This window comes from Sinorhizobium sp. 22678 (assembly GCF_052044265.1).
Classification (GTDB): Bacteria; Pseudomonadota; Alphaproteobacteria; order Rhizobiales; family Rhizobiaceae; genus Sinorhizobium; species Sinorhizobium meliloti_A.
Genome location: NZ_JBQEMS010000007.1, coordinates 55850 through 69739, shown reverse-complemented (window position 1 = coordinate 69739; position 13890 = coordinate 55850). Strand labels below are relative to the sequence as shown.

At 62.5% G+C, this 13890-nt stretch carries 11 protein-coding genes and 1 pseudogene; 6 read left to right on the top strand and 6 right to left on the bottom strand.

From position 1 onward, the window contains the following. Window positions 1-121: 121 nt before the first annotated feature. Window positions 122-1099, top strand: a complete 978-nt coding sequence (locus ACTJKL_RS12580) for a 3'-5' exonuclease (RefSeq protein WP_440853005.1) — start codon at window positions 122-124, stop codon at window positions 1097-1099. Window positions 1100-1163: 64 nt separating this feature from the next. Here the strand turns inward: ACTJKL_RS12580 and ACTJKL_RS12575 are convergent, their stop codons facing one another. The 5 genes and pseudogenes from ACTJKL_RS12575 to ACTJKL_RS12555 form a co-directional block, all read right to left on the bottom strand. Next, entirely contained in the window at window positions 1164-3257 is a 2094-nt protein-coding gene (locus ACTJKL_RS12575) for an oxidoreductase (protein ID WP_440853004.1), read from the bottom strand. A 249-nt stretch (window positions 3258-3506) separates the two neighbouring features. Then, window positions 3507-4345, bottom strand: a pseudogene (locus tag ACTJKL_RS12570) (alpha/beta hydrolase). 15 nt (window positions 4346-4360) lie between these two features. After that, entirely contained in the window at window positions 4361-5824 is a 1464-nt protein-coding gene (locus ACTJKL_RS12565) for an NAD-dependent succinate-semialdehyde dehydrogenase (protein WP_440853003.1), read from the bottom strand. Between the two features lie 16 nt (window positions 5825-5840). Further along, on the bottom strand, window positions 5841-7040 hold the full coding sequence (locus tag ACTJKL_RS12560; RefSeq protein ID WP_440853002.1) for an iron-containing alcohol dehydrogenase: 1200 nt from the start codon (window positions 7038-7040) through the stop codon (window positions 5841-5843). Continuing rightward, on the bottom strand, window positions 7037-8065 hold the full coding sequence (locus ACTJKL_RS12555) for an Ldh family oxidoreductase (protein ID WP_440853001.1): 1029 nt from the start codon (window positions 8063-8065) through the stop codon (window positions 7037-7039). The genes ACTJKL_RS12560 and ACTJKL_RS12555 overlap by 4 nt, the downstream gene beginning before the upstream one ends. A 94-nt stretch (window positions 8066-8159) precedes the next feature. On the opposite strand from ACTJKL_RS12555, the gene ACTJKL_RS12550 reads away from it, so the two are divergent. From ACTJKL_RS12550 to ACTJKL_RS12530, 5 genes are all read left to right on the top strand, one after another. Further along, window positions 8160-8852 carry a GntR family transcriptional regulator gene (locus tag ACTJKL_RS12550; RefSeq protein ID WP_411926980.1) on the top strand — a complete coding sequence of 231 codons (693 nt, stop codon included), beginning with the start codon at window positions 8160-8162 and terminating at the stop codon, window positions 8850-8852. After that, a complete protein-coding gene (locus ACTJKL_RS12545; RefSeq protein WP_440853000.1) occupies window positions 8849-10444 on the top strand; it encodes a sugar ABC transporter ATP-binding protein in 1596 nt (531 codons plus the stop codon). Before ACTJKL_RS12550 ends, ACTJKL_RS12545 begins: the two co-directional genes overlap by 4 nt. Further along, on the top strand, window positions 10410-11405 hold the full coding sequence (locus tag ACTJKL_RS12540) for an ABC transporter permease (RefSeq protein WP_440852999.1): 996 nt from the start codon (window positions 10410-10412) through the stop codon (window positions 11403-11405). The genes ACTJKL_RS12545 and ACTJKL_RS12540 overlap by 35 nt, the downstream gene beginning before the upstream one ends. A gap of 29 nt (window positions 11406-11434) precedes the next feature. Next, window positions 11435-12403 (top strand): substrate-binding domain-containing protein, encoded by a 969-nt coding sequence (locus ACTJKL_RS12535; protein ID WP_411921306.1) that lies wholly within the window; start codon window positions 11435-11437, stop codon window positions 12401-12403. Window positions 12404-12523: 120 nt separating this feature from the next. Continuing rightward, on the top strand, window positions 12524-13111 hold the full coding sequence (locus ACTJKL_RS12530) for a DJ-1/PfpI family protein (protein WP_440852998.1): 588 nt from the start codon (window positions 12524-12526) through the stop codon (window positions 13109-13111). 164 nt (window positions 13112-13275) lie between these two features. Here the strand turns inward: ACTJKL_RS12530 and ACTJKL_RS12525 are convergent, their stop codons facing one another. Continuing rightward, window positions 13276-13626, bottom strand: a complete 351-nt coding sequence (locus ACTJKL_RS12525; protein ID WP_411921503.1) for a DUF2200 domain-containing protein — start codon at window positions 13624-13626, stop codon at window positions 13276-13278. Window positions 13627-13890 lie beyond the last annotated feature (264 nt).

Genomic DNA, 13890 nt, shown 5'->3' with positions numbered 1-13890 from the left:
TGCCGACGCGCTGACCGCATGTGGGGTGCTCGATCGCATTATCGGTGGGTATGAGCATGGGGGAGGTGTTCACAGGGCAACTGGCGCTTTAGAGTTGGAGCACCTTAACGATGGGGACCGGATGACCTCTCAGCTCGACATGTGTGCCCGAGATGTGCGACCAGCAGCCGCGAGAACCGAGCGAAGCCGGGCCCGGCGGCAGGCATCGACCTCCCTTTCGGAAACCGAGATGCTTGCCGCGTTGAAGGCGACCGGTCGCTACAGGATATTGCGAAAGCTTGAAGCCCGCACGGTCGTGTCCGACGTGAGACCCGGCTTTCCCCTGAGGGGCGTCATCCTCGACACCGAGACAACCGGCCTCGATGCCCGCAGATGCGAGGTCATCGAGATCGGGCTGGTCGCATTCACCTACAACGCAGAGGGTGAGATCGGCGATGTGGTCGCTGTTTATGGCGGTTTGCAGCAGCCGACCATCGCCATTCCGCCCGACATCACCCGGCTGACGGGTATTACCGATGCCATGGTCGCCGGCCAGTCGATCGATATTGCTGCAGTCCAAGCGATCGTTGGGCCTGCGGATCTCATCATCGCCCACAATGCCGGCTTCGATCGGCCGTTTTGCGAGGCACTTTCGGATGTGTTTGTCCGCAAGGCCTGGGCATGCTCGGTCTCCGAAATCGATTGGAGCGGCCGAGGTTTCGAAGGCACGAAGCTCGGCTATCTGATCGGTCAGAGCGGACATTTCCATGACGGGCATCGGGCTGTGGATGACTGCTTCGCTCTCCTCGAGGTACTTGAGCAGTCTGCGGACGGCGCCAAGCTGCCGCCGTTTGCCGAACTTTACAAAGCGAGCCAGCGTTCACGGGTCAGGATTTTCGCGGAGAATGCGCCGTTCGACCTGAAGGACGTACTGAAGGCTCGCGGGTACCGCTGGTCTGACGGCAGCGACGGCCGCCCAAAATCATGGTGGACAGAGGTCGCCGAGGAGGAGCTCGAGGCTGAACTCGGCTTCCTTCGGAAGGAAATCTATCGCTGGGACGAGGCAGATCCTCCGACGCAGCGGCTGACGGCGTTCGACAGATACCGAGCGCGAAGATAATCGAGCATCGCGGTCGAGCGTGCCCAACCCATTCGGTGGCGGGCGGCCGCCCCCCCGGACCATCCTACGCCGAGCGAAGACCGTAAAGCCTTGCAATATCTTCCCGCATGAATGGCGCCCGATCCTTGTCGACCTGTTCCTGATAGGTCCGGGCATATTGATGGCCGGAATAGACGGCAGCGGCGATCAGGCCTGGCGCGAGGCAGTCGCCAAGGCGGGTGACGGTCTTGATGCCGGCATCGGCCCACTCGTCTTCGCGTGCTTTGAGTTCCAGCCACAGCGTTTCGTCCGGCAGGCGGGCGGTGACCGGGACGACAGTGGCGCAATCGACCGGACGGGTCCTGCCGCTGTAGACGCAGGATAGTTCCAGCTGGTCTTTCGTCCGGCCGGCGAGGGCCATGGCCGTGACGATCTCGACGCCGAGATCGATGAGGCGCTTCTGGATACGTGCCTGCTCCAGCGTGTTCCTGCTCCAGGGCGAAACCTGGGATTCGGGGGTTATGAAGGTGACCGTGCGTCCCCTCCTGGCGAGCAGTTCGGCGAGCACGCTGCCCATGTAGAAGCAATCGTCGTCGAAGACGATGACGGGGCCGTCGGCGGGCACCGCCTCGGCGCCCCCGGAGAGAATTGCGTCGGGAGAGACGAGGATGCCTTTCGACAGAAAATCGAGCGGCACCCGGTGGGTGCGGCCAACGCCGTCGGTGCGCCAGCTCGCTCCGGTCGCGATCGCCACATGGGGGATGCCGTATTGCAGTATGTCGGCGGCCGAAAGCGGACTGTGCAGGTAAAGCTCGGCATTGACGCGGGTGCTGAGTTGGCCGATGCGCCAGTCGCGCACGCGGCCCCAGGTCGCAAGACCGGGTAACCGACATTCGCGAGCAACGCGACCGCCCCATTCGCCGCCGCCTTCCGCCAGCACGACATCGACGCCGCGCTGGGCAAGCGCCCGTGCCGCTTCCAGGCCCGCCGGTCCGCCGCCGATGATGAGGGCGGGTTCGGGAGTTTCGGACACCGCGATGGTCTCCGGATGCCAGCCCTTGCGCCATTCCTCGCCAACCGTGGGGTTCTGCGTGCAGCGCATCGGCACGTTGGTATTGTCGCCGGAAGTGCAGATGTTGCAGCCGATGCATTCGCGGATGTCATCGATGCGCCCTTCCTCGATCTTCTTCGGGAGGAAGGGATCGGCGATCGACGGGCGCGCGGCCCCGATGAAGTCCAAAATGCCCTGCTTGATAACCCGCACCATGCTGTCCGGCGACGTATAACGGCCGACGCCGACCACCGGTTTGGTGGTGACGGATTTGACGAAGCGGATATAGGGCTCCTGGTAGCCTTCCTCGGAAAAACGAGCTGTTTGGCTATCGTTCGACCAGTCGGAGAGATTGACGTCCCAAAGGTCCGGAAGTTCGCCGAGCGCCGAAATGATGTCTTTCCCCTCTCCCTCGCAGGTGATCCCGGAGGGGCCCATCAGTTCGTCGACGGCAAGGCGCACCGCGAGCGCACAGGTGTCACCGATCGCCTCGCGCACATCATCGAGAATCTCTCGGAACAGGCGGAGCCGGTTTTCGAAGGAGCCGCCATATTCGTCGCTGCGATCGTTATGGCGGCGGGACAGGAAGTGCTGCAACACGCTCATGTCGTGGCCGGCATAGAGATAGACGATGTCGAAGCCGGCCTTTTTGGCGCGAAGCGCGGCATTGCGATACCAGCCGCGCATGTCGCTGATGTCGGCCTTGTCCATTGCGCGCGCCTGGACGGGATCGAGGCTGTCGCTGACGGCGTGCGAGGGAGCGAGCGGGATCATCCGGCTGAAACGGTTGGCGACGTGAAGGCCGTTGTGCACGAGCTGGATGGCCGCGAGGCTGCCATGGGCGTGGATACGTTCCGTGACGGCGGAAAGGGCCGGCAGATCGCCGTCGTCCCACAGACGAGCTTCGTTGGCAGGCGTCAGGTCCGATGTCGGGTGGATTTCCGCCTCCTGGGTGGAGACGACCGCCCAACCGCCTTCCGCCTTCGTACCGCGCAACTGGGCTTCCGCATTGGGGTAGCGGTAGCCCATGCCGGAACAGTGGGGCACCTGATAGAAGCGATTGCGCGCTGTGACCGGGCCGATCTTGACGGGTTCGAAGAGAATATCGAAGCGGGTGTCTCGAGGCATTTCCTTGGATCCTGAAGGGAGCTGCGTCCACGGCGCCGGAGCGCCGCGGTTGGGGTGGCGGCAAGATATCGGGAACCTTCCGTCAGGCAAGAGATTTGTTATACGAGTGTATAATATTATGCTGCGGCGAGGTTTCTGATGTGGTCCGCGGTGCGCATCCCTTCAATGCGGCCGACATGGCCCAACGCACCAGCGCCGAACTTCTTCGGCGCTCGCGGCGAGCATTTCGCCCCAAGGCGCTTTCCGGATTCACTGGGTTGGTCGGGCCACCAAATTATGAAGCTGCCGGCCGAGTATGCCGTCGGTATCGGCAAGATCGAGCACGACGCTCATGTGGTTGAGATCAGGAACCGGGAGCAGTTCGGCACTTTCGTCCCGGGCACGCAGCAGCTCACATAGCCCGGCCGCCTGACTCTGGAATGGCGTCGTCTCGTCCGCGCCATAGGCGATGACGCGCGTCGGGCAGGGGAGCTGCGAGCTGGTGAGAGGGGACCATGCGGCAGCTTCCATCGGTGTCATTTCCGCTTCGTGTCGAAGGAAGCTGTCCGGTATGCCTGACAGGTCGTAGATTCCGCTTAGAAGCAGCAAGCCTTGAAGCGCCGGCAGGGAGGGCGGGTAGGTTTCCTCGGGACCGGTTGCTGCGAGGAAGGAAGCAAGATGCGCGCCTGCCGAATGACCGCTGACGGTCAGTCGCGCAGGATCCGCGCCGAAATCGATTGCGTGGGCCTGAAGCCAGAGCACCGATCGCCGAACCTGATCCACCAGCACGTCCAGGCGGCTGCGAGGCATCAGGTTGTATTCGACCAGGGCCGCAATGCCCCCCGCCGCAAGAACCGGGGCAGCGACGAAACGATAATTGATCTTTTCGCCGGAGCGCCAATATCCGCCGTGAACGAACACATGCAGGGGCGCGCCGGCCTGCAGGCGCTCCGGCAAGATGACATCGACGACCTCGCGGGCGCCGGCGCCGTACGGTATATCTGCCCGCACATCNCCGATAGGGCCCGGCTGCGTTCGGCGAACTCTGCGGCGATGGTGTCGAAATCGGGCACGAAGTCGCGAATGCGGTAAAGGTCCTGTGCTGTCATCGTCTGCTCCGCCGATCAATAATCAACTGCATAATATTTCGGCTCCATGAATTCCAGAATGCCGGTCACGCCGCCTTCGCGGCCAAGGCCGCTCTGTTTAACGCCGCCGAAGGGAGCGGCGGGGTCTGACATCAGGCCCCTGTTGATGCCGAGCATGCCGGTTTCGATGCACTTGCCGACCGTCATCGCACGTTTGAGATCGCGGCTGTAGATGTACGCGGCGAGGCCATACTCCGTATTGTTTGCGAGGCGGATCGCCTCGTCGTCGCTTTCGAACTTGTAGACAGGCGCGACCGGTCCGAAGATTTCCTCACGTGCGATCGACGCGTTTACGGGGACGTTTTCGAGTACCGTCGGCGGATAGAAGTACCCGTTTTCCGTAAGCGGTTTGCCGCCGGTCGTTGCCCGCGCACCCGCGGCGAGTGCCTCTGAGACGAGCCGGTCGATCTTGCGGACGGCGTTTTGCGTGATCATCGGTCCACATTGCGTCTCGGGATCGTAGCCGGGGCCGATCTTCAGTGACATCATCCGCGCCGTGAGGCCGGCGACAAACGCATCATGGATGCCCGCCTGGACATAGAAACGATTGGCGGCAGTGCAGGCTTCTCCAGCGTTTCGCATCTTGGCGATCATCGCACCGTCGAGCGCCGCCTCGAGGTCCGCGTCGTCGAACACGATGAAGGGCGCATTGCCGCCGAGCTCCATCGAGCAGCTGACGACTGACTTGGCGGCTTCGGCAAGAAGAACGCGGCCAACGCCGGTCGAGCCGGTGAATGAAAGCTTACGAACGCGCGAGTCGGCGAGCATCGCATTCGTCATTCCGCCTGGATTGCTTGTGGTCAGCACGTTGACGACGCCAGGCGGGACACCCGCCTCTTCGCCGAGTCGGGCCATGGCGTAGGCCGTCAACGGCGTCTCCGAGGCAGGTTTCAGGATCACCGTGCAGCCGGCGGCAAGGGCGGGCGCGATCTTGCGCGTCGCCATAGCGGCAGGGAAATTCCAGGGCGTGATCAGGACGGCAATGCCGATCGGCTCATGGTCAACGAGGATATTGTGCGACCCGGAGGGAGTGCGCCGGAATTCGCCCGGAATGCGGGTCGCCTCTTCAGCGTACCAGCGGAAGAATTCGGCGGCATAAGCGACTTCGCCGCGTGCGTCGACCAGGGCCTTGCCGTTTTCCAGTGCGATGAGAGTTGCAAGCTCCTCGGCGTGCTGTGTCATCAGCTGATACCAGCGTCGCAGGATTTCCGAGCGCTGGCGAGCCGGAGTGGTGCGCCACCCTGCGGCAGCGGCATGCGCGGCATCGACTGCGCGCTGTGCGTCCTCGGTGGAGGCGTCGGCGACCTCGGCCAGCAGATTACCGGTCGAAGGGTCGAGAACGGCTATTCCGCTGCCGCTTTGCCATTTGCCGCCGATGTAGAGGCCCGCGGCATGCAGGGCGGGATCGGCGTAGCCGGAAAACTTGGCGTGGAAGGTCATGGAGGGTCCTTTCGATTCAGTTCAGGCGCGAGCGGTCGCCGCTATGGGCGGCGGCGACGAGGTTGCGCATCTCGTGCGGGTTCAGGGGGCGGGGATTGTTCTGGATGAGGCGTGCGATACCCGAGCTTTGTTCCGCCACCCAGTCGATCCGGTCTTCCTCGAGGCCGAGATCCCGCAGCGTGGCGGGAATGCCGATGCGTTCGAAGAGCGAAACGAGGGCAGGGATCACTTCATCCGGTCCGCCGAGCCCGGCCGCATGCGCGATCTGCGCGAGTTCGTCGCGGATGAGCGGCGCATTCCAGGTCATGACATAGGGCATGAGACAGGCGACCCCGAGGCCATGGGCCGTATGGGTGAGCGCGCCGACGGGGTACTGGATGGCGTGGGCCGCGGCAGTGCCCGCCACCCCGAAAGCAAGACCGGCGAGCGTTGCGCCGAGCATCACCTTTTCGCGCGCGCCGGCGTCGGCGCCGTCCTTGCAGGCCCTCTCCAGCCCCTGCCACAGGAGGGTAATGGCGCTAAGAGCAAAGTGATCGGAAATCTCGTTTTTACCGACGAAGACGCGCTGCTGCGCGATACCGGGGACGGGCTCGCGCCGGATCGCCGTGAAGGCTTCGATCGCATGCGTCAGGGCGTCCGCGCCGGCGATTGCAGTCAGGCCGGATGGGCAGGAGAGGGTGAGTTCGGGGTCGCAGATCGATACCGCCGGGATCAGATGCGGGCTTGAAATGCCAACTTTCAGGCTACGTTCGGCATCCGAAAGCACGGCGACGGGCGTCACCTCCGAGCCGGTGCCGGCGGTGGTGGGAATGGCGATCAATGACATCACTGGGCCTGGGACGACATGTTCGCCATAATAGTCCTGTGGCCGCCCGCCGTGGGTAAGGAGGAGGGCGACGCATTTCGCCATGTCGAGACAGGACCCGCCACCGATGCCGATGACGAGGTCCGGCGCAAAGCCCCTGGCCGCGGCAGCGCTCGCGATGGCCGATTCCACGGGGACGTCCGGCAGGGTGGAACTGTCCACCATCACCTCAAGCCCTGCCTCCTCCAGTCGCCGCACCAGCGTAAGCAGGTCGGCATCCACTGCAAGGCGCGTGTCGGTGACGATCAGCGCGCGTCGACCGAGCTTGGCGGCGATGCCGCCAAGGGCATGGCGCTGCCCGGCGCCGAAAAGCAGTTCGCGCGGCGCCCTTAGTGTGCCGAATAGGTTCATTCCGTATGTCCTCCGATGAATTCAGCGACCTCAAGGGCCGTAAGTTGGTCGAAAAGCGGCCGCGGCAGTTCGATGCCAGTCTTCGCTGCTGCAACGCGGCGTGCTCGTGCCCCGTCTCCCGGAATGGCGACTGGTTGCGCAGGGTCGAGCGGGCGGGATAGGCGCACGCGGTCGAGATAGGCGGCAAGTTGCGGTGTGCTACCCGCGCCTGCCGAAGGATCGATCAGAATGAGAAGGTCGCCTTTATTGGCGGGATGAATGTCGTCGAGCGTTCCATGCACATCAGGCGCCAGATTGGATCCGGCAAGCGCCGCGACAAGAAGCTCGATCGCAAGGCCCAGACCATATCCCTTCGCGTCGCCGAACGGCGCGATCGCCCCTGCCTGTGCCGCGTGCGGATCGGTTGTGGCGCGACCGTCTCGGTCCACTGCCCAGCCAGCGGGGATCGCTAGACCGCGCATCGCATGGTTGTTGATCTTGCCCATGGAAACGATGCTGGTTGCGAGATCCAGTACGAAAGGGCGGTCACCCGCAGGAATGCCGATCGCGACCGGATTGGTGCCGACCATGGCTTGCGTTCCGCCGAATGGGTGCACGAGCGCTTCGCTGGTCGACATGACAATGCCGATCAGGCCGTCTCTTGCGGCGGCCTCCGCATAATAGGCAAGCATTCCCAGGTGATTGGCGTTGCGGATCGCGGCAATGGCGAGTCCTGTCTCCTTAAGGGTGCGTTGCATGACGCGCAGGGCGTTCATCATCACGACCGGGCCCAGGCCGCGTTCGCCGTCGACGCTCAGAAATGAGTCTCTTCGCCAGATTCCGTTTCCGCGCGTCGTGGGGTTCGCGAGCCCTTTATCCAGCCGGGTCAGAAGCAATGGCAGGCGTTGCAGGCCGTGGGAGGGCAATCCGCGCAGCTCGGCCTCCAGGAGGAGATCTGTCTGAAGACTAGCGGCGTCGGCGGGAACACCCCGCTTTTCCAGTAGAGCGACGCTCAAATTCCTCAGGCAGGAGGGCGGCAGCCTCATTCGGTAATCCTATATCAGATCATATACGATATTGTATTTGACATGCGATATGTTATTTGCAACAAAACGTCGTATGTCAATAAGCAGTCGGAGAATGGCAGTGGCAATTGCAGCGGAGAGGGCAAGCAGGGGGGCTGGTATTCGCCCGACGAGTGTGGTCGAAGGCGTTTATGACAGCATCTATCACCGGCTGATGTCCCTCGATATTGCGCCTGGTGCACGCATTCCGATCGATGTCCTCGCTCGCGAACTCGGCGTATCCCAGACGCCGATCCGCGAGGCGCTGAGCCGCTTGGAACGCGAGGGCCTCGTTCGCAAAGAGCATCTGATCGGCTATAGTGCAGCCCCGCAATGGACGCGCAAGCAGTTCGAAGACCTTTATGCTTTTCGCCTGCTGGTCGAACCCGAAGCTGCCCGGCTTGCCGCCGTCAACATGACTGCGGAGGCGCTCCAGCAGCTCGAGAATTCCGCGGCCGACATGGGCCACGGCGAGGCGCCGGTCGATCGGAACACACGCTACTCCCGCTTTGCCCGCGCCGATGCGCAGTTCCACGACGCGATCCTGAAGATCGCCGGGAACGACGTGATCCGCAGCACTCTGTCGAACCAGCATGTCCATCTGCACATCTTCCGGCTGATGTTCCACATCCGGGTGACTCAGGAGGCGCTCGAAGAGCATGAGAGCCTGTTGGCTGCCTTCCGGGCGCGCGATCCGCAGGCCGCATACGATGCCATGCGCGTCCACATCGAACGCTCGCGCGATCGTTTGCTTTCGGCTTTCGAATGAACGCCGCCCTGCCTTCCAATGCGGTAGCGCCGCCGCCAAACCCTGCTGCTGTTGCCGCACTCGCGGCAGAGGGTCTTGGCAAAGCCTACGGTCCGATTACCGTCCTTTCGGGCGTCACGCTCGAGGTTCATGCTGGAGAGGTTCACGCCATTATCGGTGAGAACGGCGCCGGAAAATCGACGCTGATGAAGCTCCTTTCCGGCCATGTCGTCCCAACGGCCGGCCACCTGCTCCTGGAGGGCAAGTCGGTTGAGTTCCGAAACGCGGTGGAGGCAGAGAATGCCGGCATCGTACTCGTGCACCAGGAAATCCTGCTCGCTGGGGACCTCACCGTTGCGGAAAACCTGTATTTGGGTCGCGAGGTCGGCCGAGGTCTGCTGGTCAATGACAAGGCGATGAACAGTCGTGCCGCCGAACTCCTCGCGCGGGTCGGTTCAGCGGCCCGGCCGCGCGACCGTGTGGGTGAGCTGCCGCTCGCCCAGCGCCAGCTCGTGCAGATCGCGCGCGCCCTTCTGGACGATCGAAAGGTCGTCATCTTCGACGAGCCGACTGCGGTTCTCGCAAACGACGAAGTGGCGGCGCTGCTCGACATCGTTCGCAGCCTGCGCGATCACGGGGTTGCGGTGCTCTACATCTCCCATCGCCTCGATGAGGTTCAGGCGCTTGCCGACCGCGTCACCGTGCTTCGGGACGGCCGCATGATCGGGACTTGGCCGGCGGCCGGCCTCGGCCAGCGTGAAATGGCGGAGCTGATGGTCGGGCGGGAGCTGGAAATGCTCTATCCGCATAAGCGGCCAACCGCGACTGCGGCTCCGATCCTGTCAGTCACCAACCTTGCCGTCGACCACGGCTCGCAGAAGGTCTCATTTAGCGTCAGGCCCGGCGAGGTGCTGGGTATCGGCGGCATGATCGGGGCGGGTCGTACCGAACTGATCGAGGGCCTGATGGGTCTTCGTCCGTCAGAGGTTGAAAGCATTGTCCTGAACGGCCGGCAGATCGGGAGCCGTTCTGTCGGCACCTTAATGGACGCCGGCCTGGTTTACCTCACCGAGGACCGCAAGGGCAAAGGCCTGCTCCTGGAGGAGAAGCTCGGTCCCAACCTCACCCTTCAGGCGCTGGACACGATCAATCCGGGTGTCCTTCTGGATAAGCGGGGAGAGCTTTCCCGCCTTCGAAAGGCGGTGACCGATTACGACATCCGCGTGCGCTCGCTACGCCTCGAAGCCAGCCAGCTTTCGGGTGGAAACCAGCAGAAGCTGCTCCTTGCCAAGGTGATGATGGCCGACCCCTCGGTGATCATCATCGACGAGCCGACGCGCGGGATCGATATCGGCAACAAGAGCCAGATCTATGAATTCATCGACGGGATGGTGCGCGCCGGCAAAGCCTGCATCGTCATTTCGTCGGAAATGCCGGAACTGGTGGGTCTTTCCGACCGCGTTCTGGTGATGCGTGCCGGGAGGATCGTCGCAGAGCTGAGCGGCAATGAAATCAATGAGGAAAATGTCGTCTACGCCGCCACGACCGATGGCCGCGCAGACGTCGGGGAGGAGAAACATGACCGCAGCGACAGCAACACTCGCGCTCACTGACGACGGAGCGCGCATCCGCTGGGCCGATCTGGCGCCCTTCATCGCCCTTGCGATGATCGTGCTGTTCGGTGCGCTGGTGAACTCCAATTTCGTGTCGTCGGCCAACCTGATCAACGTCATTACGCGGAGCGCCTTCATCGCGATCATCGCCGTCGGGGCGACCTTCGTTATCTCGTCCGGCGGGCTCGACCTGTCCGTGGGCTCGATGATGGCCTTCGTTACCGGTATCATGATCATGGCGATGAACCATCTCGCCCCGGCATTTGGAACCTGGGCGATTCCGATGGGAGCGGGCGTCGCGCTGCTGGTGGGGGCGCTGTGCGGCCTCTTCAACGGGCTTATCGTGACCGTTGGGCGAATAGAGCCCTTCATCGTTACGCTGGGCACGATGGGCATTTTCCGCGCCTTCATCACCTTCATGACCGACGGCGGCTCGCTGCCTATCGATCGCAGTCTCCGGGAAGCCTATCGTCCGGTCTATTTCGGCAGCGCCTTCGGCATTCCCTATCCGGTGCTCATCACCTTCGTCGTCGTCGTGGCCGGCGCCTTCCTGCTCTACAAGACCAAGTATGGCCGCCGCTTGAAGTCGGCGGGATCGAATGTCGAGGTCGCGCGCTTTTCAGGCGTCAACGTCGCCGGAGTGCGAACCGTCGCCTACGTGATTCAGGGCTTCTGCGTCGCAATCGCTGCGATCTGCTATGTGCCCCGCCTCGGCGCGGCGACGCCAACGACCGGACAGCTCTGGGAGCTGCAGGTTATCACGGCGGTCGTGATCGGCGGCACGCTGCTCCGCGGCGGGCGGGGACGCATTGGCGGCACGGTGGCCGGCGCCCTCATCCTCGAGGTGATCGCCAACGTCATGGTCCTGTCGGACATGGTCTCGGAATACCTTGTCGCCGCCGTTCAAGGAGCGATCATCATCATCGCCATGCTGGCGCACCGCTTTACTGCCAACCGCTGAAAACAGCACCGACTTCGAAGGAGGAGAAAATGAAGTCTATTATCCGCAAGGCTGGACTCTTGTTATCGACGGCTACCCTGGTCCTGGCTCTGCCACTGGGCAGCGCTCAGGCCCAGGAGAGGAACGTGACTGTCGCTGTCTCAATTCCGGCCGCAACGCATGGATGGACGGGAGGAGTCGTCTACCATGCAGAGCAAGCTGAGAAGGAGGTCGAGGCCGCCTTTCCGAATGTAGACGTCGTGCTGTCGACCGCGTCATCGGCGACAGCGCAGGTCTCCGCGCTTGAAGACCTGTCGGCGACCCGCAAGCTCCACGCGCTGGTCATTCTGCCGTTTACGTCGGAGGAACTGACCGGACCGGTCGAGCAGATCAAGGAAAAGGGCACCTTCATTTCCGTGGTCGACCGTGGCCTCACCGACCCGACGATCCAGGACCTCTATGTCGCCGGCGACAACATCGCCGTAGGTGCCAATACGGCGCGGTGGCTTTCCGACAAACTTGGCGGGGAGGGCGAGATCGTTGTCTTGCGCGGCATCCCGACCGTGATCGACGACGAACGCATCAAAGGCTTTTCGGACGTCATCAACAAGACGAACATCAAGATTCTCGATATCCAGTACGCCAACTGGAACCAGGACGAAGCCTTTAAGCTCATGCAGGACTATCTTGCAAAGTACCCGAAGATCGACGCCGTCTGGGCCAACGACGACGACATGTTGCTCGGCGTCATCGAGGCCGTCGACCGTGCGGGCCGCAAGGACATCAAGTATGCCCTCGGCGGCAACGGCATGAAGCAAGTCATCGAAATGGTGAAGGAAGGCAACGAGCGCACACCGGTCTCGACTCCCTATCCGCCGTCGATGATCAAGTCGGCCATTTATATGACAGCGGCACAGTTCGCCGGTCAGGCGCCGATGCGCGGTTCGTTCCTGCTCGGTGCACCGCTTATCACTCCCGAGAACGCCGACCAGTTCTACTTCCCCAATTCCCCATTCTGAGTGTTGCCCGGCCTCCTGGCCGGGCATCGATCAACCACGAGAGCGGGGTGAGGAAAAATATGTGCGGTTTTCCACCCGCATCCCGTGTCTCGACTTATCCAAGGCAACAGGAGATATGACATGAGCGGCAAGAAGATCCTCATGCTAACCGGCGAATTCACCGAAGAGTATGAAATCTACGTTTTTCAAAAGGGCATGGAGGCCGTCGGCCACACGGTGCACGTCGTCTGCCCGGACAAAAAGGCGGGCGACCGTATCAAGACCTCGTTGCACGACTTCGAGGGCGACCAGACCTACACGGAGAAGCTCGGCCATTACGCCGACATCAACAAGACGTTTTCCGAGGTGCGGGTCGAGGAATATGACGCAGTTTATGCAGCAGGCGGACGCGGCCCGGAATATATCCGCACCGACAAGCGCGTTCAGGACATGGTGCGGCACTTCCACGATACGGGCAAGCCGATCTTCACGATCTGCCATGGGGTGCAGATCCTCATGGCCGTGCCTGGCGTGCTGAAGGGCCGCAAGGTCGCCGGCCTTGGCGCCTGCGAGCCGGAGGTGACGGCTGCCGGTGGCATCTACATCGACGTGGAGCCCACCGGGGCCTATGTCGACGGTAACATGGTCTCGGCGAAGGGCTGGACGGGCCTCGCCGCATTCATGCGCGAGTGCCTGAACGTGCTCGGCACGAAGATCATCCACACGTAACGGTTTGAGGGTGAGATCGACAACTGCGTGCCCTCGGGTAGTCGGCCCGAGGGAGTTTGCTGCCAAAGCCGGTCGGTATGTGCGCTTTTGCTGTACTAGGACGGCGGCTCGACCGGACGTCGTTCGTGTCGAACGCGTGCTCCATGATCGTGAATCGAGGCTGACTACTTTCGCAGGATTTTCTCCATCGCCTTCCCCTTCGCGAGTTCATCGATCAGTTTGTCCAGGTAGCGGATTTCCCGCATGGTCGGATCCTGGATTTCTTCCACTCGGACGCCGCAGATCACCCCTGTAATCAACGATCGGGAGGGATTCATCCGAGGTGCTTGCGCAAAGAAGTTCTGGAAGTCGGTGTTCTTCGCCAACTGATTGTCCAGGGCCTGTTGGCCATACCCCGTCAGCCAAGAGATGATTTCATCGACCTCTGCCTTCGTGCGTCCTTTCTTCTCAGCCTTGGCGACATAGTAGGGATAGACGCTCGCGACGCTGACCGAATAGATTCGATGCCTCTCCATGCGTCCTCCCGAACGTTCCCGATTCCTGCAGCCCAGAATAGCTGACTTCAAGACCACGACAAACGGCGACAATAAACAACCCTCCAGAGGTCGCCAAACGGCGCGGCATCCGTGTACTTGGCAAGTGCCGAAGAGACGGCCCACATGCCCTCCATCGTAACCGGCGGCCGCCAGCGGAAACGTTCTGTCTGCGGCAATGCCGGCGGTGAGAACTCCGGATGCGAGCGTCCACTTCTCCCACATGGTGGCGCCAGCCGAGGATTA